Here is a 21,315-nt window from a genome sequence, read left to right as displayed (position 1 = left end):
TCCCGCTGTCATCAGATACCTTTTGTATTCACCCCGCCCTTTGACTAGCATACGGCTCAGTGTGTCCCTCGTGCCCAACCCCATGACAGGAATCAAGATCTCCGTAGAACGGCTGCAAGTCGGCAATTATGTCTCCCTGCCTTTGGGATGGCGCGAGCACCCGTTTCTGTTCTCCTGCTTCAAGCTCAAGAGCGAGGAGGAGATCGAGCTCATTCGTCGCCTTGGCCTCAAGCTGGTGACCATCATTCCCGACAAGAGCGACACGCCGCCCAAGCCCCTCGGACAAACCCAGTCCCAGGCGGATGAGGTTGAAGGAGAGGGTCTTGTCGCCCGCCAGGAGGAGATGCAGCAGGAGAAACTGCGGCGCATCGAGCAGTTGCAGCGCTATCGCCGCGACCTGCAGCAGTGCGAGAAACAGTTCCGCCAATCCCTGGCCCAGGTGCGCAACCTCATGGGCAAGATCCAGTCCCGCCCCCTCATCGCCATCAGCGAGGCCCAGGAGCTGATCAACGCCATGACGGAGCAGCTCCTCTCGGTGGACGAGATGGTGCTGCACCTGGTCTCTGACAGCGATGATGGCAACAGCCTGCAGTTTCACTCCCTCAACGTCAGCGTGCTCAGCATGCTGCTCGCCCGGGAGTGCAAGTTGCCGGCCGAGGCAATCCGCCAGGTCGGCATGGGGGCCCTGTTCCACGACATCGGCAAGCTGAGGATCCCGAGCCAGATCCTGCGCAAGACGGAGCCGCTGACCAAGCCGGAGCAGAACCTGATGGCCCAGCATCCCCGCTACGGCCTGGAACTGCTGGGGCTGGTCAGCGATTTTCCGGAAGCGGCCAAGCAGATAGTGCAGAACCACCATGAGTACCTGGACGGCACCGGCCCCCAGGGGCTCAAGGGCGATCAGCTCGATCCCCTCACCCAGATCGTCTCTCTCATCAACGAGTACGACAACCTCTGCCACCTGGAGGCCAAGGTGCCCTACGCGGCCCTCGGCAGCCTCTACAAGCAGCGCAAGTCCCAGTTCAACGCCGATCACCTCGGCATGCTGATCCGGCTGATGGGGGTCTACCCCCCGGGTAGCGTGGTGCAGCTCTCCAACGGCCAGGTGGGGCTGGTGATGTCGGTCAACGCCTCCCGCCTGCTCTACCCCGCCGTGCTGGTATACGACCCCCGCATTCCGCGCCAGGAGGCGGCCATCATCGACCTCGACGCGGCCGGGCTGACCATCGCCAAGGTGATCCAGCCCAAACGCCTGCCCCCGGCGGTGTTCGAATACCTCAACCCCCGCACCCGGATCAGCTACTACTTCGAACACGGCAAGCCCTGAGAGGGCTGGCCCCACCCAAGGAGTCCCCATGCGCATCGAGATCATCAGCACAGGCGACGAGATAGTGACCGGCCTGGTGGTGGACACCAATGCCGCCTGGCTAAGTGCCCTCTTGCTGGAGCAGGGCTGGCAGGTGCGCCGCCGCGCCACCGTGGGGGACAACCTCGCGGATCTGACAGCCGTGCTGCAGGAGAGCGCCAACCGCGCCGAGGTGGTACTGGTGTGCGGGGGGCTCGGCCCCACGGCGGACGACCTCACCGCCCAGGCCGCGGCCGAGGCGTTTGACCAGCCCCTGACCCTGTTCCCGGACTGGCTCGCCACCATGGCCGAACGCTATGCCAGCCGGGGCCGCACCATGGCACGGAGCAACACCAAGCAGGCCTGGCTGCCCCGGGACTGTGAGATCCTCGACAACCCGGTGGGCACCGCCTGCGGCTTTGTGGTCTGCCACCCGGCCAGCCACGGCCAGAGCCGGCTCTTCTTCACCCCGGGCGTGCCGTTCGAGTTCAAGCAGATGGTGCGCGAACAGATCATGCCCCGCCTCAAGGCGCTGGCCGGGGAAGAGACCGACACCGAGCTGCGCCGTTTCTACACCTTCGGCGTCTCGGAGTCCGCCCTCAGCGACATGCTGGATGCGGCCCCCTGGCCTGCCGGCATCGAGCTGGGCTACCGCTCCTCCATGCCTCTCATCGAGCTCAAGCTCATCGGCCACGGTGCCAGCACCGCCGACATGGACGCCGCCGAGGCGAGGCTGCTTGCGGCCATCGCTCCCTGGCTGGTGGGGCGTGGCAACGAGGCGCCTGCCAACCAGATCCTGGCCCTGCTGGGGGAGCGGTCGCTGCACCTGCAGGAAGGGGAGAGCCGGGGCGCCCTGCTGACCATGTGTCACGGGCACCCGGCCCTGACCGCCGGCTTCAGCCACACCCTGAGCGACGACCTCACTCAACTGGCGGTGCCCGCCGCCCCCCTGAGCCTCACCATAGGCCGTGCCGGGCCGGACGGCGTGCCGCTGCTGCTCTGCGCCGACGGGCAACTGCACGGCCAGACGCTCAGGGTCAGCCACCCGGATCCCGCGAGCGGTCGCCGGGTCCTCGCCTTCGCCGCCCTCGACATGCTGCGCCGCCACCTGCTGGGGCTGCCGGTGCTCGCCGATTACCTCACCCTGACCCGAACGGCCAGATGCCAGGAGGGCGCCCGGGGCTAGAAGTGAGCCAAACCTGCGCCGCCATGGACCCAGTACCCGGCGAGCGCCAGGGTCAGCAGGCAGAAGGCCCTCTCGTAACCCCCGCCGCTCTTGAGGGGCAGGCCGGGCAGGCGAAAGCGCCGACGCCAGGGCCAGAGCAGGGGAATGCCCATGGGGGTGAGCCAGTCCCCCAGCAGATGGCTGAGATAGCCCACGATGAGGGCATCCTTCACCGCCCCCGACAGCAACCAGGGGGCTTCCACCTGGGCCAGCCCCCAGACCCCCATCCCCACCGCCAGCAGGCTGTGGGTGAAACCGCGATGGCCGAACAGCCGGGAGAGCGGCCCCGAGATCCAGGGCAGTTGCCGCCCGAGCAGGGAACGGGGGTGATCGAGATCCGGCAGCAGGGCGCTCGCCAGGGCCATGGGGACGATGTGCCACAGGCTGGCATCGGCCAGGGCCGGAGTCAGTTCGACCTTGTGGGCAAGCAGGACGCAGGTGACGGAAAACAGCAGGTGGCCTTGGGCGGTCATGGGGCTCGTTCGGTTGGACAGAAAAAGGGGCTGATCGATGGCGACCAGGGTCCTCGCCCTGGGGCGGCGGCAGATTAAAATCCTTCTCTTCCTGCCTGGCAAGGTGATTTGCATCGCCTCCCTCAACGTGATGGACACTCTGGATAGCGAAAGAATAAAAAGTCAGCATATTGCGCTAAAAAACCGCAATGGAGCCCATGACATGGCCGGCTCCGCCCCTCTCCCGTCAGCCGAAATTTCCTCAACCCGGCTCACCCATTTGCATTCAGATCATTGACCCGGAAGGAAAAATACCCGAATACTGCGCGTTGGATCCGCCCCGGCGGCATTGGATGCCGGCAAGGAGAGGCCCCGGCATGGGGCAAACCGGACAGGGACAACGAAGGAGGGCCCGGTGTTAAGCAAAGCGTGGTTTCAGCTGTCGGCCGACATGAGCTATGTCTGCCTGCGCATCACCCCGGGCCTCACCGAGCCCATCCAGGAAAGCGACGTCCTGGCCCTGCTGCGACTCTCCAACTGTCGGCGCTACGAACCCCTCGGCGAGGGGATCCGTGAAGCCGTCACCCTGCTCAATGCCCTCATTGCAGAGCCGGATGCCCCCGCGCATCCGCCAGTCCCCATTGCCCGGCGCCAGGATGCCAGGCTGCTCATCCAGGTGGACAAGGACCAGATGAGCGCCAGGGCGCAGATCACCGCGGACTGGGGTGGTCAGCCCCTGACCCTGGCCCGGTTGCAGGAGGCCCTGGCGGCCAGCACGGTCAAGCAGGGGGTGAGCGAGCGGCTGCTTGCCGCCGCCATCCAGGCGGCGGGTGAGGCGGCCCCCGGTGCCCAGCTCAATCCCGTCATCGCCCTCGGCAAGGCCGCCAGGCACGGCCTGGATACCCGCCTGGAGCGGCTGGTGGAGACCGCAGCCGAGCGGATCCTCAAACCCCAGGAGCGGGATCACGGCAAGGTGGACATGCGCGACCTCGGCACCCTGCTCACCGTCAAGGCGGGGGCGTTACTGATGCGCAGGCACCCCGCCACCCAGGGCATCGACGGCTTCACCGTGACGGGCCAGACCCTGACCGCCCGCCACGGCAAGGAGAGCGCCATGACCCCGGGTGACGGCACCTGCCTCTCCCCCGAGGATCCGGACCTGCTGCTGGCGACCCGCCCGGGGCTCCCCTGTCAGGAGCGTGCCGGGATGCGGGTCGACGAGGTACTCAACGTCAAGCAGGTCGACATCCGCCACGGCCACGTCGAGTTCGAGGGATCGCTGCTGGTCACCGGGGACGTCATGCCCGGCATGCGCGTCAAGACCAGCGGGGACGTGGTGATCGGCGGCTTCGTCGAGGGCGGCTACATCGAATCCGGCGGCACCATCACGGTGCGCAACGGCATCATAGGGCGCAAGCTGGCGGACGACGAATACCTCTGCCACCTCAACGCCGGGGGGGAGATCCACGCCAGCTATGCCCAGTACGCCAGGCTGGAGGCCGATGGCGACATCCATATCCTGAGCCAGCTCAGTCACTGCTATTGCCGCAGCGGCCAGGATCTCAAGGTGGGGGACAGCGCCATGCGCAAGGGGCACCTCATCGGCGGCATCAACATCGCCAACCGGCTCATCATGGCACCGGTGCTCGGAGCCTCGGCGGCCAACCGGACCCGGTTGCAGATCCTCGGTGGCTATTTCAGCCAGAAGGAGCAGGAGCTGGCGCTGCGCCAGCGCAAACAGACCTGCGCCGAGCAGATAGACAAGCTGCAGGATCTCATCCTGCGGCTGCTGCAACTGCCCCGTGACAAGCGCAATCCCGAGACCCTGCAGAAGATCAAGGCGCTGCGCACCCGCCAGTTCGACGAGAGCAAGAGCCTGGACGAGCAGCTCGCCGAGGCGCAACGGGAGCTGCAGGCGCTCATGGCCAACATGGACATCATCGCCACCCAGCGCCTCTTCCCCGGCGTCGAGGTGGAGATGGCCCATCACCACAACAGGGTCGACATCGAGCACGGCCCCATCCACTTCGCCATCCGGGAAGATCAGCTGCAACTGACCCCCTACCAGGGCCAACGCTGAGGGGCAACGAGCCCCCGCGTCGGCAGGCGGCGTGATCCCGGCGGCGTTTTTCGCTACACTCGGCCTCCCCATGGCCCCATCGGGCGGGCCGGCCAGACTCAGGTAGTGAGAAGATGTACAAGCTGATCGCATTGGATATGGATGGCACCCTGCTGACCCCAGAGGGCCGAATCTCCCCCCGCACCCAGGCCGCCATCGCGGCAGCCCGCGCCAGGGGCGTGACCGTGGTGCTGGCCTCCGGCCGCCCGCTGGAAGGCATGACCGCCGCCCTGACCGAGCTGGGCCTCACCGGCCAGGATGACTACGTCATCTGCTACAACGGCGCCCTGGTGCAGCAGGTATCCGAGCAACGCATCATCCGCAGCCAGTTGCTGACCGGCAGCGACGCCCGTGCCATCGCCCACCTGGCCTGTGAGCTGGGGGTGAACATCCACGGCTTCTCCGTCCGCCAGGGGCTCATCAGCCCAAAGATCAGCCCCTACACCGAGCACGAATCCCGTCTCATCGGTCAACCCATCAACCTGGTGGACTTCGCCACCCTGCCCGACGACGAGCAGATCATGAAGGTGATGATGATTGACCCAGAGCCCCTGCTCTCCCGTGCCATCGCCCAGCTGCCCGCCGAACTCCACGAGCGCTATACCGTGGTGCGCAGCGCCCCCTACTTCCTCGAGTTCATGAACAAGCGCAGCAACAAGGGCACCGGCGTCGCCGCCCTGGCCGAGCACCTGGGGCTGGATGCCTCCCAGGTGATCGCGGTGGGGGATGCGGGCAACGATCACCACATGATCGCCTACGCCGGACTCGGGGTCGCCATGGGCAACGCCACCGACGAGATCAAAGCGCTGGCACAGCACACCACGGGGCGCAACGATGAAGACGGGGCCGCCCAGGTGATCGAACGTTTCATCCTGAACGCCTGAGTCGACTAGGGGCCCTGTGGGCCCCTTCTGCTATCCGGCCGCCCGGCCAGATGTTTAATATATCCACCATCAAATCTCTCGCCGCACCAGGCATCCCCCCTCAAGTCCCTTCATATGGGACTCTCAGCCGTATCTCGACATCAACGGTTAACATAATTGCATCATTTTGTTTGACATATTGAACGGCCTTGGCAGACTGGAGGCAGGATCCAGGCTGTCGTTGCCAAGGCTGACCGACGATTCTGGCACGCTGGCGCGACCCTGATCCCACGACCATGCCTTGAGGCATGCCCTTGCGAGCCGAGGCGGCAAGGGCCTTCCCAAGGCGCAGGATGAGACCGCCAAGGATAGCCAAGGTGACCTATGCCCAACCCCAGTTCCCATAACAAACCCGTCGTGCTGATGACCATGGGGGCCCAGACCCGCAGTGGCCACGCCTACCAGGTCATGACCCACAAATACATCAAGCCTCTGGTGGAGATCAGCGACTGCGTGCCGCTGCTGGTGCCCACCTGCTGTGGCACCGAGGATCTGGAGCAGTATCTGGACCTCGCCGACGGGGTCTATCTGAGCGGTGCTGGCTCCAACATCGATCCTGCCCTCTATGGCCAGGAGAACCTCACCCCGGAGAAGCCCCAGGACAGGGACAGGGATCTGTTCGATATTCCCCTGGTGCGCGCCGCCCTCGACCGTGGCCTGCCGATCCTCGGGATCTGCCGCGGCATGCAGGAGATCAACGTGGCCCTGGGGGGCGACATTCACCAGAAGGTCTATTGCGAGCCGGGTTATGACGATCATCGGGAGGATGCGGATGACCCGGTGGACGAGCAGTATGGCGAGAGCCATCAGGTCGAGCTGGTGCCCGGTACCTGGCTGGCCGAGCTGATGGAGCAACCGTCGATTCCGGTCAACTCCCTCCATGGGCAGGGGATCAAGACGCTGGCCAAGGGGCTGGCCCCCCTGGCCCATGCCGAAGACGGGCTGATCGAGGCGATCCACGCTCCCGCCCTCTCCCCCTTCCTGCTGGCGGTGCAGTGGCACCCGGAGTGGAAGGCCAGCGAGAACCCCCACTCCATCAAGCTGTTCACTGCCTTTGGCGACGCCTGCCGCCGGTTCAGGCAGCAGGTCGGCTAGTCGCCGACCCCTTGCCCTTGAGCCTGGGCAGGGCCTCGTACATCGGGGGCTGCCCAGAGGCATCCGACGTGGCGGGCCTGTGACCCCCCCACGCCATCAAGCTGCCCACTGCCTTCGGCGACGCCTCCTGCCCGCTCAGGCAGCAGACGGGCTAGTCGCCGAATCCCTTGCCCTTGAGCTTGGGCAGGGCTCCGCGATCAGGGCGCAGGGTACGGCAGACATCCAGCCCCTTGAGGCCCCGCTGGATATGGTCCGGGGCCTGCCCGAGCACCATGCCGTTGCCGCGATAGAGACGGGCATCCTCCAGCTCGAACAGCTCGCCGCCGATGAGCAGTTGCTCCCGGCCATTCACCACCTTGCCCCGTTTCAGGGGCAGGGTCATGTCCACCTGGATCTCGCCGGTGGCACACCCCTCGCGCCAGCGCGCCTCGTTGGAAAACGGGGAGATGGCGATCTCCCGCCAGGATCCGTCCCTGAACTCCATCCGGTAACGGTCTTGCACCAGATCGCATCCCGCCAGCACCACGGGGATCGCCAGCCAGATGACACCCTTCATTCCCTTCACGCCCTTGCTCCCTTGTTGTTATTGTCAGATATAGATCACGGAATCTGTCCCTCATCCCCAGCTCAGAGCAGCAGGGTGGCCAGATCCTGCAACTGCCCCAGCTCCACATCCGGCAGCAGCGACAGCGACTGCCAGGACTGACCGCTCTCGTTGAGCCAGGCGGCCCGAAAGCCGTGCAGCCTGGCCCCCAGCACGTCGGTCACCGGGTGATCCCCCACATGAAGGATGCGGCCGGGGGCCAGCCCCAGGGCCTCTTGCACCTGCACGAACATGTCGGGTGCCGGTTTCATTCTGGCTCCCGCTCCCGCCTTGCAGACCAGGGTGAAGTAGCCAGCCAGACCCGCCTGCTCCAGATCCAGGTTGCCGTTGGTGATCACCGCCAGCGGGTAGCGCGCCGCCAGACGAGCCAACAGGGCGTGAGTCGCCTCGCTCACCTCTATCTTCGAGCGCTCGGCCATGAAGCCGGTGAACACCGCCCTGGCCTGCTGCTCCGCCAGCCCGGGCTCCATGCCCCCCTGCACCAGGGCCTCGCGAATGCCCCGCTGGCGCGCCAGGCTGACGTCGTGGCTAAGCGCCGGGTGGTCCAGCAGCAACTGGCGCTTGAGCGCGAGCCAGCGCGGCTTGTCCAGCATGGCGGTAGCCAGGTATTCGCTGCGCAGGTGGTCCAGCATCCACTGTTCCGCCCGCGCGATGGCGGGGCCGTTGTCATAGAGGGTGTCGTCCAGATCGAACGAGATGGCGGCCACCGGCTGCCAGCGACGGTAAAACTGCATGGCTGTTCCTCTTTACTCCTCATCCTCTGGCGTTGCGAGCTCCCGCCTGACCCGGGCGACGTGGAGATTGTCATCTCCGCAGATCACACACCACATCACTCATCCTCCGGCGTTTCCGGATCCCGCTTCGCCCGCGGGTGGGCACTGTCATATACCTTGGCCAGATGCTGGAAGTCGAGGTGGGTATAGATCTGGGTGGTGGAGAGATCCGCATGCCCCAGCAGCTCCTGCACCGCCCGCAGATCGCCGGAGGATTCCAGCATGTGGGTGGCGAAGCTGTGGCGCAGCTTGTGGGGATGCACGTGGGCATTGAGCGCCTGCTTGTTGCCCCAGCCGTCGAGCCGCTCCTGTACCGAGCGGGCCGAGAGCCGCTGCCTGCGCTTGGAGACGAACAATGCCTCCCCCTCGTCACCGGCCAGCAGGGGGCGTACCTTGAGCCACTTGTGCAACCACTCCACCGCCATCCGCCCGATGGGCAGCACCCGCTCCCGCGAGCCCTTGCCGATCACCCTGAGCTGGCGCTCCTCGAGCTTCACGTCCGCGAGGTTGAGCCCCACCAGCTCGGCAAGGCGCAGGCCGGAGGAGTACATCAGCTCCATGATGGCGCGATCCCGCACCGCCAGCGGATCCTGCTCGTCGGTGATGTTGAGCAGCTGGTACATCTCGTCCACGTCCAGGTTCTTGGGCAGGGGCCGCCCCTGCTTGGGGGTGACGATGCCACGCGCCGGGTTGGCGGTGAGCCGCCCCTGGCGCACCTGCCAGTCGCAGAAGCTGCGCAGGGCCGACACCTTGGTGGCAAGGGAACGGGGCGCCAGCCCCCCCTTGTGCATGCGGGTCACCAGACTGCGCACCTGGCTCGCCTCGAGCCGGGCCCAGTCGTCGACCCCGAGCTTCACCAGCTCGGCGGTCATGGCTTCCAGGTGGGCCTGATAGTTGCTGCGGGTGTGGGGGCTGAGCTGGCGCTCGACCCGCAGGTATTCGATAAAGGCGTTCAGCTCCCCCGCCAGTGCGACCGGCAGGGGGTCGGCGGCAGGGGGCGTCCTGGCAGGGGATCGGGTCGTTGCCTTAGCCACGGGCCAGCTCGGGCAGACGCAGCTGCAACAGACGCCCCAGCTGACCCAGCAGCAGGGTGTCGTTGTGGGGGGTGAAGTGGCTGGGATCCGAGCTCGCGAAGGCCAGCACGCCGAGCTCCCCGAGCCGCATCAGGGCCACCGAGTTGACCAGCACATCATTGCCAAACAACGCCTGCTTCTCGCTCTGGTTGAGGCGACCAAAATAGTAGTCCGTGCCGGGCAGGCGCTGGCCCAGCAGTTGTTCGAGCTGTTTGCCCTGCGCCAGGAAACGCTGCTCGGGGCCGCTCAGCTGGAAATGCCTGGGGTTGAGCCAGAGCCGCAGGCCGGTGAGTCGCAGCCGCTGGACGAAGGCCTTGCCCATCACGGCGCTCAGCTCGAACAGGGTCTGGCAGCCGTAGATCTCCCCGTAGAGATCCGCATAGACCCGGAAGATCCGCTCGTTCTCGCTGGCGACCCCCATCAGTTCGGTGATCTCCTGCTCCAGCTGCTCGATGCGCTCCCGCTGTCTGTCCAGCTGGCGCTCCACCAGGGAGATGGTGCCCTTTTGCGCATGGGGAATGCGGATCTTGTCCAGCATGGCCCCGTGACGCAGGAAAAACTCGGGATAACGGGCCAGGTACTCCAGCACTGTGGCTTCATCCACCAGTGATTCCTGCCGTTTGAGTTCGCTCATAACTTGGTTGATCCATCCGAAAAAGGGGCCAAGGGCCCCGATATGATCCGTTGATGGAGCGGGATCACCCGCTCCTTGTCTACAACTCTATCTGGCCGTCAAAGACGTGCTCGGCCGGCCCCGTCATGTAGACGGGCTGACCCGGTCCCTTCCAGGCGATGGTCAGCTTGCCACCCGGCAGGGTGACGGTGACCCGCTCCTTGAGCTTGCCCTGGCTGATGCCTATCACCACGGCCGCACAGGCCCCGGTCCCACAGGCCAGGGTCTCCCCCACCCCGCGTTCGAAGACCCGCAGCTTGATCTCGCTGGCGTTGACCATCTCCATGAAGCCGACGTTGACCCGCTCGGGGAAGCGCTCGTGGCGCTCCATGATGGGTCCCAGGGTCTCCACCGGCGCATCGGCCACCGAGGGCACCTCGATGACGCAGTGAGGGTTGCCCATGGAGACGGCGCCGCACATCACGGTGTGATCCTGGGCCCGCAGCAGATACGTCTTCTCCGCCTTCTGGGCACGGAACGGGATCTTGCCCGGCTCGAACTGGGGCACCCCCATGTTGACCGTGACCTGGTTCTCCCCTTCCAGCTGCAGAGTGATGCGGCCCCGGGCGGTGCTGACCGCGATGCGATCCCGGTTGACCAGCCCCTTGAGACGCACGAAACGGGCGAAGCAACGGGCCCCGTTGCCGCACTGTTCCACCTCGCTGCCGTCGGCATTGAAGATGCGGTAATGGAAGTCGAGCTCGGGGTCATAGGGCGGCTCCACCAGCAACAGCTGGTCGAAGCCGATACCGAAGTGACGATCCGCCAGCTTCTTGATGATGTCGTTGCTGAAGAACACCTTCTGGGTGACGCCATCCACCACCATGAAGTCGTTACCGAGGCCGTGCATTTTGGAAAACTCAATCAACATCGCGCGTTCCTGTCTCACCGTTAATCACGCTCTCACATGGAGGAACGCTGAAAATCCATCCATCACGGCAGCAGGTGCTCGCCACGCCAGAGATCCGCCAACTGCTCCCGCTCACGGATGAGGTGCGCCTGGTCACCGTCCACCAGCACCTCGGCCGCACGGGGTCGGGTGTTGTAGTTGGAGGACATGGTAAAGCCGTAGGCGCCAGCGGAACGCACCGCCAGCAGGGAGCCCTCGGCAATCGCCAGGGTACGCTCCTTGCCGAGGAAGTCGCCGGTCTCGCACACCGGGCCCACCACGTCATAGAGTGCCTTCTCGTGGGTTGCACGGCTGTCCACCTCGATGATGTTCATCCAGGCGCCGTAGAGGGAGGGGCGCAGCAGATCGTTCATGCCGGCGTCGATCAGGGCGAAGTTGCGGGTCTCGCCGGGTTTGAGGAACTCGACCCGGGTCAGCAGTACACCGGCGTTGGCGACGATGGCGCGGCCCGGTTCGAACAAGAGGGTCAGATCCCGGCCCGCCAGCTTCTGCTTGAGCGCCTCGGCATACTCGGTGGGGTGCGGCGGCTGCTCGGCGCCGTAGTTGACCCCCAGACCGCCGCCCACGTCCAGGTGATGGATGTGGATGCCTTCCGCCGCCAGCTCGTCGATGAGCTTGAGCAGCTTGTCCGCCGCCTCCATAAAGGGATTCAATTCAGTAAGTTGCGAGCCGATGTGGCAATCCACCCCCTTGATCTCGATGTGGGCCATGGCCGCCGCCTTGCGATAGATGGCGGGCGCCTGTTCGATGGGGATGCCGAACTTGTTCTGCTTGAGGCCGGTGGAGATATAGGGGTGCGTGCCTGCGTCGATGTCCGGGTTGACCCGCACCGAGACCCGCGCCTTCTTGCCCATGCTGCCTGCGACCCGGTTCAGGCGCTCCAGCTCGGCTTCGGACTCCAGGTTGAAGCAGAGGATCTCTTTTTCCAGCGCAAGGCGCATCTCGGCTTCGCTCTTGGCGACGCCGGAGAAGACCACCTTGGCCGGATCACCGCCCGCCGCCAGCACCCGGGACAGCTCGCCGCCGGAGACGATGTCAAAGCCCGAACCGAGGCGTGCCAGCAGATTGAGCAGGGCCAGGTTGGAGTTGGCCTTGACCGCGTAGCAGATCAGGTGGGGAATGTCGCCAGCCGCCTGGTCGAAGGCATGCCAGTGGCGTTCCAGGGTGGCGCGGGAGTAGACATAGAGCGGAGTGCCGTACTGGTCGGCAAGCTGTTGCAGGGGAAGCTGTTCGGCCTGAAGCTGACCGTCTGCGTCGTAGTTAAAGTGATCCAAGGGGGCGGTTCCTTCCTAGATTATTGCGGCGCGGCCTCTGAGGCCGGTGTAGCGGTCGCAGGCGAGGCGGCTTGCGGTGTACTCTCTGTCTTGGGCTGTGTCTGCTCTGCAGGTGCGGGCTGTTCGGCCGGCGGCATGTAGAGCGGCCCCGTCAGGCCACAGGCGGCCAACCCGAGCGACAGCGACGCGGCAAACAGGCACTTGGTGAACTGGGTAATCATAATGGTTCGCTGCGAAAAAATTTTTGGCCCTCTATAATCGCACTCACATTGTTAAAAGCAACAGGATAAACCGATGAAGGATCACGAGTATCACGCCCTGACCGACGCCTTTTTCCAGTATGTGGAAGACACCATCGACGAGGGGTATCCGGATATCGACTGCGAACGCGCCGGCGGGGTGCTGACCCTGAGCTTCGAGAACAAGACCAAGGTCATCATCAACAAGCAGGAGCCCCTGCACCAGATCTGGGTCGCCACCCGGGAGAACGGCTTCCACTTCGAGCTGCGCGGTGACAGCTGGATCGACAACCGCTTCGGCGACGAGCTCAAGGCCCTGCTGACCCGGGCCTGCACCACCCAGGCCGGCGAGCCCGTGGTCTTCTCATGACGGATCTGCATCCCGAAGGTGCCCGCCATGCGGTGATCTGGCTGCACGGGCTGGGGGACTCCGGCGCCGGCCTCGCCCCCCTGGTGGAGGCGCTGGCCCTGCCCGCCGACCTGCCCGTCCGCCATCTGCTGCCGGATGCTCCCGAGCGCCCCATCACCATCAACATGGGCTACCGGATGCGCGGCTGGTACGACATCAAGAGCTTCGAGGATCCGGCGGATCGCGCCGTGGAGTCCCATGTCAGGGAGTCAGCAGCCCGTATCGCTTCGCTGATCGAACAGTTGGTGGCCGAGGGTTTCGCCCCCGAGCGCATCGTGCTGGCCGGCTTTTCCCAGGGGGGCGTCATCGCCTCCTTCACCGCCCTGCGTCATCCGGTGCCCCTGGCAGGCCTGCTCTGCATGTCCACCTATCTGGCGGTACCCGATGCCCTGCCCGGCGAAATGAGCGAGGCGGTCCGCGCCCTGCCCATCTGCTACATGCACGGCATCTATGACGACGTGGTGAACCTCTCCATGGGCTGGGACGCCAAGAACCGGCTGGAAGCGGCGGGACTCAGCCCCGAGTGGCACGAATACCCCATGCGCCACGAGATCTGCCGCCCCCAGCTGGGCGACATTCGCAGCTGGTTGCTGGCCCGCCTCGGCGCCTGATTGTCGGATCACGGGTAAGACAACGGCCTGCATCAGCAGGCCGTTTGCTTTCATCCCTGACGGCGATGCTCGCCGACATCCGTCACTGGCTGCGCCCCCTCCACGCCAGATTCCCGTACCACGGATAGGACAACGGCCTGCATCATGCAGGCCGTTTGCCATCTTGCCGGTGCTGTTATCAGCACATCATCCTACTTCCTGCGCCGCGCCTGGCGTGTCCCGCTGCGGGCTCTGGCTGCGGTAGGGGATCACATCGAGTTTGTCACCCACCTGCACGATTTCGTAGTACTGGGGCAGGTTGAAGTTGCTGAACTGACCCGCATTGCTGAATCGCTCGTGACCCGAGGTGTAGAACCGGTTCACCCCCTGTACCAGTTCGTCCTTGTTGCCGGCGAAGTGCTGGTAGATCTCCACCCGATTCGCCTCGTCCAGGATATAGATGTTGGTGCCTGCATCCCGGGTATCGAAGAAGAACTGCACCAGCCCTTCGCTGGCGTAGGCGTCGACGATACCGGGCAGGTGCTGGCTGTGAGTCTTGTCGAGGCGCAGCGGCAGGTGATCCAGCTTGTTGTGGGAGATGTGGCGGTAGAAGTCGATGGCGTTTTCCAGCTTCTTGACCGACACCCCGCGCCGCTCGAAGAAGATGCCGTACTTCTCCTTGCCGAGCGCCAGCGTCTTGACCAGCTGCTGCTTGTCCCGGGCCAGGCGCAGCTCGATGCATTCAGCCACAAGCTGCTGGAAGCGGGTGCGCACCAGGGAGCGGAAGTGCTGGCTGTAGCAGAACACCTCGATCATCTCGGGGGCCGCGGCATCCTGGTGCATCTTGCCGAGGATGGTGGTGAGGGCGTCCACCACGGCTTCCTCTCCCTCGAAGTGCAGGGTGCGGATCTCGCTCCAGGAGTTGCGATAGACGAGATCCACGGATCCCACCAGACACTCCTGGTTGCGACCGAACGAGAAGACATCGGCGGCGTTGGCATCGAACTCGATCACCTGCCCCACCCAGTGGCTGGACGGGTCCGTCTCCAGGTTCAGGAAGATGGAGAGCTGGCGGATCTCGCACGGCCGGCTCAGGGCCAGGTTGGTCGCGCGGGGATACTTGACCGGGAAGGTGCCGGAGAGATCGCGACAGAACTGATGCAGGTTGTCGATGTGCAGATCCGAGCCCTGGTTGAACAGGTGCACCCGGGACTGGGGCGTCAGCAGGCCGTTGAAATAGGCCCAGGCAACCAGCTTGCTGATGTAGCCGTTATATTCGAGCGGCGCCCGGCCGATGATGTCGGCGGGTTCGAGGGAATGCTTGTAGAGATACCAGCCGGCGCGATTCAGGCGACCGTGGGGCACCTGTACCAGGCTGAGATCCGGCTCGCCGAGATCCGGTGCAATCTTGAGGTTGATGCGCTGCACCTTGCCCGGCAGGCTCTCGAATGCGGCATAGAGCTTGCGCGACAGGATGCCGATGTCTTCCGGGTTGATGGACTCGCTGATGTTGTTGCGCCGGGCGAACTGGATGAGATTGCGGTAGCTCTGCATCAGGGCCTCCAGCAACTCGGCGTAGGCCACCTTGACGTCCTCGACCTTCCACTCCTGGCGGTGATCAAGGTGGTAAAGGCGCTCCGGACTCCAGCCCCAGTAGGCTACCAGCTGGGCCATCTGCTCCCGGCGCCAGTCCGGGGAGTGATCTTCCTTGGGATGGCTCAGCCCGTCGCACACCTTCAGATAGAAGCAGCGACGCACCAGATCGAGGCGCTGCATGTCGCCGATGGACTTGAGGTAGTTGGTCACCTTGTCCAGCATCAGGCAGTAGTTGTCGAGACGGTAGTGCATCCCCTCGTTGTGCTGGAACCAGTCGCGACTGGTCACCGACAGCAGCCGGGTGTTGGGATACTCGTGGGAGTAGGCCTCCATCAGCACCGACTTGAGCACCGCCTTGTAGGGGGAGTCGATCCCCTTGTAGAGCTGCCACAGGGCGGAGCCGAAATACTCCTCGGCAGGAATGCGATCAAAGCCCCCCAGATCGAGCCAGTCATCCTGGCTCAACTTGCCGTGGGCAAACAGGCCGTTGACGTAGTCGTCGTAGTGATCGTCATATTCGGCCGGCACCAGATACCAGAGCAGCCGCTTGCCGGCGATGTGCATGGCACTGCGGTAGAACTCGTCAAGCAGCAGCAGGTGCTGGGCGCTGCCGCAGCTCTCCCCCTGCATCTGGGCATCGTTGCGCTGACGGAACTTGTCTTCGGGGATCAGGAAGAAGTTGAGATCGACCCCCCGCTGCTCGGCCCACATGGAGAGGTGCTGGCACTTCTGTTCCAGCAGGGCGAGGCGCTCGCTCGACAGACCGGCCACGTGACAGACCCAGATGTCGAGATCCGAGTGGCAGCACTGACCGATGGAGGAGGTGCTCCCCATGGAGTAGAGGCCCTGGATGGACTTGTCGTGGGTACTGAGACCACCCTGGCAGTTGGCGTTCTGGCAGAGATCCTGGATGAAGGCCTGCTGGGCCTCGTTGGCGACAAAACTCCAGATACCATGAGGCACATCCCCTGCCACATAACCGGGCAACAGGGGGTGATTGAAGTGCAGCATGACAGGCAGCAAGTGGAAAACCTGCTGCCCGTAGCGACTCATGAGATCCAGCGCTCGTTGCGTCTTGAGACGATTCAGCTCGTCGTAGCGCGCCACCAGCGTGTCGAGTTTTACCAGCAATGCCCTACCTATGGGGGAAGAGAAATGACGCACCAAAACGGGGAGACGTCAAAAAAGTGTGATCATGTTAACAATGCAAACAGCGGTGGTAAACAAGCCCGCACACAATCACCGGATTATTTCTGAGCACTGCCTTAACGGTATCAATGGAAAGCAATAAAACACTGTATTTTCAGTGTCTTAAAATCAATTTTTGGCGTAATGAAAATTCTTTTCAACTGCCGTTTTTGAGCTTGGCCCCGCTTTTGCGGGCTGCGCCATGAAAGCCCCTGCAAAGGGTGGTAAGATCGTTTTCCTCTCTAAAGATGAAACAACTGATTGATATGGCAGCCCGAACCCTGAGAATTGCCACTCGCAAGAGCCCACTGGCCCTGTGGCAGGCCAACTTTGTGAAAGATCGGCTGGAGGCGCTCCACCCCGATCTGCAGGTCGAACTGGTGCCCATGAGCACCCAGGGTGACAAGATCCTCGATACCCCGCTCGCCAAGGTCGGTGGCAAGGGGTTGTTCGTCAAGGAGCTGGAGACTGCCATGCTCGAAGGGCGGGCCGACATCGCCGTTCACTCCATGAAAGACGTGCCGGTGGAGTTTCCCGAGGGACTCGGCCTGCACACCATCTGCGAGCGGGAAGACCCGCGCGATGCCTTCGTCTCCAACCGCTTCACCGCCATTGACGAGCTGCCGCAGGGGGCCGTGGTCGGCACCTCCAGCCTGCGCCGTCAGTGCCAGTTGCGCGCGGCTCGCCCGGATCTCGTGATCCGCGACCTGCGCGGCAACGTCAACACCCGCCTCGCCAAGCTGGATGCCGGTGACTACGACGCCATCATCCTGGCCGCCGCCGGTCTGAAACGGCTGGAGATGGCCCATCGCATCACCGCCTTCATCGAGCCGGAGCAGAGCCTGCCCGCCAACGGCCAGGGGGCGGTCGGCATCGAGTGCCGCCTGGACGATGTTGAGCTGCACGCCCTGCTGGCGCCGCTGGAGCACGCCGAGACCCGCATCCGGGTACTCACCGAACGGGCCATGAACCGCGCCCTGCAGGGGGGCTGCCAGGTACCTATCGGTGCCTATGCCCTGGTGCAGGGGAACGAGGTCTGGCTGCGGGGCCTGGTGGGTAGCCCGGACGGTGCCCGCGTCATCCGCGACGAGATCCGCGGCCCCCTGGCCGACGGCGAGGCCCTGGGAGAAGCGCTGGCCCGGCGTCTGCTGGCCGACGGGGCAGACACCATACTGGCCGAGGTCTACCGGGCATGAGTCCGGTCAGGATCGGATCATGGCCACCCTGCCGGGGCGCGGCCTGATGGTCCCCCTGGTGGTGCGTCCGGCCGCCCAGGCCGCCGAGCTGACAGCCCTGCTGCGTCAGCACGGTCACGCTCCGCTCTGCTGCCCGCTGCTGGAAACCCGTCCGGGCAGCGAACTCGCCCGCCTGCCCGAATGGCTGCCTGCAGCGGACATCGTCATCGCCGTCAGCATGCATGCCGTTCATTTTGCACATCATTTTCTGTTGCAAACTGGTCTGACCTGGCCACATATTGATTACTTTGCGGTCGGTCAGGCAAGCGCGGATGCCTTCGCCGAGGCGGGTATCCAGGCGCTGCGCCCGGACGATCCCCGCAGCGAAGGCCTGCTGGCCCTGCCGGCCCTGCAGGGAGTGAGCGGCAAGCGGGTGCTGATCCTGCGCGGCAACGACGGGCGGGATCTCATCGCCCGGACGCTGGCCTCACGCGGCGCACTGGTGCACTATTGTGCCACCTACGAGCGCCACTACCCCGACCTTGACGGGGATGCATTGACCCGCCGCTGGCAAGGAGCCGGCCTCGACAGCCTGCTCGTCACCAGCGGTGAACTGCTGCAGCGGCTGCTGGCGCTGGTGCCCGGCCCGCAGCACCCCTGGCTTTATGACCGCCTGCTGGTGGTGCCCAGTCCCCGGGTGGCCGAGATGGCCGGGGAGGCTGGTTTTACCCGTATCGTGATTGCCCAAGGTGCATCCAACCAGGCTCTGGTGGCCGCCCTGGAACTGAGGAAGATGGAATGACTGAACAGCAAGAAGTCCAGCCGAGTGCCGCGGCCCCCGTGGCCGACAACAACCAGCCCGGCCAGAAGGCCCCCGACGGCAAGAAGGGCGGCTCGGGTGCCGTGCTCGGCGGCATCGCCATTCTGCTGGCCCTGGGACTGACCGGCGGTCTCTATGTCCACGGACACCAGAACGCCGTTGCCCAGCAGGCCGAACTGGTAGCCCTCAAGCAGCAACTGGCCGGCGCCATGACCAGGATTGATCAGGGCAGCAGCAAGGATGCCGAACAGATCGGTGCCCTCGGCAAGAGCCAGCAGCAGTTGCAGGAGGCGCTGGACGCCTTGCAGACCAAGGTGCTGGATCTGGACGACAAGCGCCCCAACGACTGGATGCTGGCCGAATCCGAATACCTGGTGCGCATGGCGGGCCGCAAGCTGTGGCTCGAACACGACATCGTCTCCGCCATCACATTGCTCGGCAACGCCGACGAGCGCATCAAGGCGCTCAACGACCCCAGCCTGATGCCCATCCGCAAGGCGCTGGCGGAAGACATCGCCAAGCTCAAGGGGATGCCGCGAGTCGATCGCGAAGGGTTGACCCTGAAGCTGGCCGCCCTCTCGGACCAGATCGAGCTGCTGCCCCTCTCCACCGTCAGCATGCCGGAAGCCAAGAGCGAGCCCGACCAGACCGTCAGCACCAACCCGGACGAGTGGCAGAGCAACCTGAAGAAGAACTGGGTCAAGTTCACCGAAAACTTCATCACCATCCGTCGCCGCGATGGCGCCGTGGAAGCCCTGCTCTCCCCGCAGCAGGAGATCTTCCTGCGGGAGAACCTCAAGACCAAGCTGCTGCAGGCCCAGCTCGCCGTCTATCGTGAACAGCAGTCCCTCTATGTCGACAGCCTGGAGAAGGCCCAGCGCTGGCTGACCCAGTATTTCGATGCCGACAACAGCGCCACCCAGTACATGCAGTCCGAGCTCGACAAGCTCAAAGGCGAGCAGATCCAGTTTGACTACCCGGATCAGTTCAAGACCCAGACCATGCTGGAACAGGTGCTGACCGAACGCCTGCAACGCATCCTGGCCGGCAACTGAGGAGGAGACCATGATTCGTCTGATCGTCATAGTCGCCGTGATGGTGGCGGGCCTCATCTTCGGTCCCGAAGCCTCCGGCAACAAGGGTTATGTGCTCATCTCGCTGGGCAACTACACGGTGGAATCCTCGGTCACCAGCGCGGTGATCCTGGCGGTGCTGTTCTACGGCGCCCTGCTCATCGTGGAATGGGTGCTGGCCCGCCTGTTCGGCCTGCGCCGCAAGACCCAGGGCTGGTTCGGCTCCCGCCGCCGCCGCAAGGCCAACCTGCAAACCGTCAATGCCACCCTGGCCATGGCAGAGGGGCACTACAACCAGGCCGAGAAGCTTCTCATCAAGGGCGCAGACAACAGCGACACCCCGCTGCTCAACTACCTGAGCGCCGCCCGGGTGGCCCAGGCCCGGGGCGATGACGTGCGCCGGGATCACTACCTGCAGAAAGCCCAGGAAGAGAACCCCAAGGCAGAGCTGGCACTGACCCTGATCCAGACCCAGTTGCAGATTGAGCAGGGCCAGTACGACAGCGCCCTCGGCCGCCTCGAGTCCATCTATGCCCTCAACCCGCGCCACCCCATGGTGCTGGATCAGCTGCGTCAGGTGTACCTGGCCCGTGAAGACTGGACGGCCCTCATCGATCTCGCCCCTGCCCTGCGCAAGGTGGGCAAGCTGACCGCCCAGCAGGAAGAGACCCTGCTGCACCAGGCGTGGTGCGGTCGTCTGGAGGCCGCCAGCGGCTCCCTCGACACCCTGCGCACGGTCTGGCAGGGTCTGCCCCGCAAACAGCGCCAGGATCCCGTGCTGCTGGCCAGTTACGGGGATCGCCTGCGCCGATTGGGGGCCGATGCCGAAGCCGCCGATCTCTGGCTGGATGCCCTGCGCAAGGATCCCTCCCCCGAGCTGTTCGCCCGCCTGCCCAAGCTCAAACTGGACGACTACCAGCCCATGCTGACCCTGCTCAGAAAGATCCAGGATCAGCCGGGCGCCGAGGCGGCGCTGGCCCGGGTCTGCCTGCTGGCCGGTCAGCTGGACGACGCCCAGCGCCTGCTGGAGCAGGAGGTGGCGAAGGCGCCTGATGCCGCCCTCTACCACGCCCTCGGCCAGGTGATGGACAAGCGCCGCCTGACCAACAAGGCCAACGAGTACTACCGCCAGGCATTGCAGCTGGCCGACGTCTGACGCCAGTTCGTCACGAAACAGGAAGAGGCCGCAATTGCGGCCTCTTTTTATTGGGATTGTTTATTGCCATTGTTCCGAATGGTGGCTCTCTTCTCCCTTGCGGGAGAAGGGGCGGGGATGAGGAGGACAAGCAGACCCCCTTTCCCCGAGGGAGAGGGTCAAGGGCTCAGGCGGTCAGCCGCTCCAGCTCGCCGATAAGCCAGATGGCCTCCTGGCGATGGGAGCCGCACACGTCCGCCATGGGGCGAAAGCCGCCGCACACCGCCGGGCGCTCCGGCTGGCCGAAGATCTTGCACCCCAGGTGCGCATCGAGCTGCACACAGGGCACACCGGCGGGCTTGCCGTCCGGCATGCCGGGAATGGCACTGCTGATGCTGGGGGCGATGCAGCAAGCACCGCATCCCTGACGACATTCCATGTGATTTTTCCTCTGTGGGGGCACCGCAGTGTAGCAAGGAGTCCGGTTTCTCCTAAGCCTTATCCCTGCCCGGGCACCCTGGCGCCCTGCAGAGCGCAAAAAGCCCGGCAGTGCCGCAATGCTGATCAGTTAAGGATCCATTGACCGATCCTTCTGCTGTAGGACAATCCGGAACCAATCACTGG

22 protein-coding genes are annotated in these 21,315 nt (G+C 64.6%); 12 read left to right on the top strand and 10 right to left on the bottom strand.

Translation table 11 applies throughout. The features are described from left to right. Nucleotides 1-82: 82 nt before the first annotated feature. Nucleotides 83-1,327, top strand: a complete 1,245-nt coding sequence (locus PG887_RS16410) for an HD-GYP domain-containing protein (RefSeq protein WP_270822300.1) — start codon at nucleotides 83-85, stop codon at nucleotides 1,325-1,327. Between the two features lie 28 nt (nucleotides 1,328-1,355). Then, entirely contained in the window at nucleotides 1,356-2,531 is a 1,176-nt protein-coding gene (locus tag PG887_RS16405) for a competence/damage-inducible protein A (protein ID WP_270822299.1), read from the top strand. Here the strand turns inward: PG887_RS16405 and PG887_RS16400 are convergent. Beyond that, on the bottom strand, nucleotides 2,528-3,043 hold the full coding sequence (locus tag PG887_RS16400) for a metal-dependent hydrolase (protein WP_010672710.1): 516 nt from the start codon (nucleotides 3,041-3,043) through the stop codon (nucleotides 2,528-2,530). The genes PG887_RS16405 and PG887_RS16400 overlap by 4 nt on opposite strands. 37 nt (nucleotides 3,044-3,080) lie before the next feature. On the opposite strand from PG887_RS16400, the gene PG887_RS16395 reads away from it, so the two are divergent. The 4 genes from PG887_RS16395 to PG887_RS16380 all read left to right on the top strand — a co-directional run bounded on the left by PG887_RS16395 (nucleotide 3,081) and on the right by PG887_RS16380 (nucleotide 7,159). After that, a complete protein-coding gene (locus tag PG887_RS16395) occupies nucleotides 3,081-3,320 on the top strand; it encodes a hypothetical protein (protein WP_270822298.1) in 240 nt (79 codons plus the stop codon). 117 nt (nucleotides 3,321-3,437) lie between these two features. After that, nucleotides 3,438-5,102 carry a DUF342 domain-containing protein gene (locus PG887_RS16390; protein ID WP_042864529.1) on the top strand — a complete coding sequence of 555 codons (1,665 nt, stop codon included), beginning with the start codon at nucleotides 3,438-3,440 and terminating at the stop codon, nucleotides 5,100-5,102. A gap of 113 nt (nucleotides 5,103-5,215) precedes the next feature. Beyond that, nucleotides 5,216-6,025, top strand: a complete 810-nt coding sequence (gene yidA, locus PG887_RS16385) for a sugar-phosphatase (RefSeq protein WP_270822297.1) — start codon at nucleotides 5,216-5,218, stop codon at nucleotides 6,023-6,025. Between the two features lie 363 nt (nucleotides 6,026-6,388). After that, nucleotides 6,389-7,159 (top strand): gamma-glutamyl-gamma-aminobutyrate hydrolase family protein, encoded by a 771-nt coding sequence (locus PG887_RS16380; protein ID WP_270822296.1) that lies wholly within the window; start codon nucleotides 6,389-6,391, stop codon nucleotides 7,157-7,159. A 151-nt stretch (nucleotides 7,160-7,310) separates the two neighbouring features. On the opposite strand, the gene PG887_RS16375 is transcribed toward PG887_RS16380, so the two are convergent. The 7 genes from PG887_RS16375 to lptM all read right to left on the bottom strand — a co-directional run bounded on the left by PG887_RS16375 (nucleotide 7,311) and on the right by lptM (nucleotide 12,687). Beyond that, on the bottom strand, nucleotides 7,311-7,715 hold the full coding sequence (locus PG887_RS16375) for a hypothetical protein (RefSeq protein WP_143238281.1): 405 nt from the start codon (nucleotides 7,713-7,715) through the stop codon (nucleotides 7,311-7,313). A 71-nt stretch (nucleotides 7,716-7,786) separates the two neighbouring features. Beyond that, on the bottom strand, nucleotides 7,787-8,497 hold the full coding sequence (locus PG887_RS16370) for an HAD-IA family hydrolase (RefSeq protein WP_043154052.1): 711 nt from the start codon (nucleotides 8,495-8,497) through the stop codon (nucleotides 7,787-7,789). Between the two features lie 95 nt (nucleotides 8,498-8,592). Beyond that, a complete protein-coding gene (gene xerC / locus PG887_RS16365) occupies nucleotides 8,593-9,570 on the bottom strand; it encodes a tyrosine recombinase XerC (protein WP_223915379.1) in 978 nt (325 codons plus the stop codon). Further along, entirely contained in the window at nucleotides 9,563-10,243 is a 681-nt protein-coding gene (locus tag PG887_RS16360) for a DUF484 family protein (protein WP_010672702.1), read from the bottom strand. The genes xerC and PG887_RS16360 overlap by 8 nt, the downstream gene beginning before the upstream one ends. A 79-nt stretch (nucleotides 10,244-10,322) precedes the next feature. Continuing rightward, the gene (gene dapF / locus PG887_RS16355) at nucleotides 10,323-11,153 is read right to left on the bottom strand and encodes a diaminopimelate epimerase (protein ID WP_029313578.1); all 831 of its coding nucleotides are present in this window, start codon (nucleotides 11,151-11,153) and stop codon (nucleotides 10,323-10,325) included. A gap of 62 nt (nucleotides 11,154-11,215) precedes the next feature. Continuing rightward, nucleotides 11,216-12,466, bottom strand: coding sequence for a diaminopimelate decarboxylase (gene lysA / locus PG887_RS16350; protein WP_039039806.1), 1,251 nt, complete (start codon nucleotides 12,464-12,466; stop codon nucleotides 11,216-11,218). Nucleotides 12,467-12,486: 20 nt separating this feature from the next. Continuing rightward, the gene (gene lptM, locus PG887_RS16345) at nucleotides 12,487-12,687 is read right to left on the bottom strand and encodes an LPS translocon maturation chaperone LptM (RefSeq protein WP_010672699.1); all 201 of its coding nucleotides are present in this window, start codon (nucleotides 12,685-12,687) and stop codon (nucleotides 12,487-12,489) included. 73 nt (nucleotides 12,688-12,760) lie between these two features. Here lptM and cyaY point away from each other — a divergent pair, with 73 nt between their 5' ends. Together cyaY and PG887_RS16335 are read left to right on the top strand one after the other, a co-directional pair. Further along, a complete protein-coding gene (gene cyaY, locus PG887_RS16340) occupies nucleotides 12,761-13,075 on the top strand; it encodes an iron donor protein CyaY (protein ID WP_010672698.1) in 315 nt (104 codons plus the stop codon). After that, on the top strand, nucleotides 13,072-13,725 hold the full coding sequence (locus PG887_RS16335) for an alpha/beta hydrolase (protein WP_270822293.1): 654 nt from the start codon (nucleotides 13,072-13,074) through the stop codon (nucleotides 13,723-13,725). Before cyaY ends, PG887_RS16335 begins: the two co-directional genes overlap by 4 nt. Before the next feature lie 186 nt (nucleotides 13,726-13,911). On the opposite strand, the gene PG887_RS16330 is transcribed toward PG887_RS16335, so the two are convergent. Continuing rightward, a complete protein-coding gene (locus PG887_RS16330; RefSeq protein ID WP_270822292.1) occupies nucleotides 13,912-16,431 on the bottom strand; it encodes a class I adenylate cyclase in 2,520 nt (839 codons plus the stop codon). 323 nt (nucleotides 16,432-16,754) lie between these two features. On the opposite strand from PG887_RS16330, the gene hemC reads away from it, so the two are divergent. Genes hemC through PG887_RS16310 form a run of 4 tightly spaced genes read left to right on the top strand, consistent with a single transcriptional unit; the run spans nucleotide 16,755 to nucleotide 20,712 of the window. Beyond that, on the top strand, nucleotides 16,755-17,684 hold the full coding sequence (hemC, locus tag PG887_RS16325) for a hydroxymethylbilane synthase (protein WP_152552589.1): 930 nt from the start codon (nucleotides 16,755-16,757) through the stop codon (nucleotides 17,682-17,684). 46 nt (nucleotides 17,685-17,730) lie between these two features. Continuing rightward, nucleotides 17,731-18,465, top strand: coding sequence for a uroporphyrinogen-III synthase (locus tag PG887_RS16320; RefSeq protein ID WP_104456044.1), 735 nt, complete (start codon nucleotides 17,731-17,733; stop codon nucleotides 18,463-18,465). Beyond that, entirely contained in the window at nucleotides 18,462-19,538 is a 1,077-nt protein-coding gene (locus PG887_RS16315; RefSeq protein WP_104455150.1) for a uroporphyrinogen-III C-methyltransferase, read from the top strand. Before PG887_RS16320 ends, PG887_RS16315 begins: the two co-directional genes overlap by 4 nt. A gap of 10 nt (nucleotides 19,539-19,548) precedes the next feature. Next, nucleotides 19,549-20,712 carry a heme biosynthesis HemY N-terminal domain-containing protein gene (locus PG887_RS16310; protein WP_104455149.1) on the top strand — a complete coding sequence of 388 codons (1,164 nt, stop codon included), beginning with the start codon at nucleotides 19,549-19,551 and terminating at the stop codon, nucleotides 20,710-20,712. A gap of 166 nt (nucleotides 20,713-20,878) precedes the next feature. On the opposite strand, the gene PG887_RS16305 is transcribed toward PG887_RS16310, so the two are convergent. After that, nucleotides 20,879-21,130 carry a YkgJ family cysteine cluster protein gene (locus PG887_RS16305; RefSeq protein WP_010675884.1) on the bottom strand — a complete coding sequence of 84 codons (252 nt, stop codon included), beginning with the start codon at nucleotides 21,128-21,130 and terminating at the stop codon, nucleotides 20,879-20,881. Nucleotides 21,131-21,315: the final 185 nt, after the last annotated feature.

The sequence above is a fragment of the Aeromonas sp. QDB14 genome (assembly GCF_027707845.1).
Lineage (GTDB): Bacteria > Pseudomonadota > Gammaproteobacteria > Enterobacterales > Aeromonadaceae > Aeromonas > Aeromonas caviae.
Note: the sequence above shows the minus strand (reverse complement) of the source record. Positions and strands in the feature narration are given on the sequence as shown.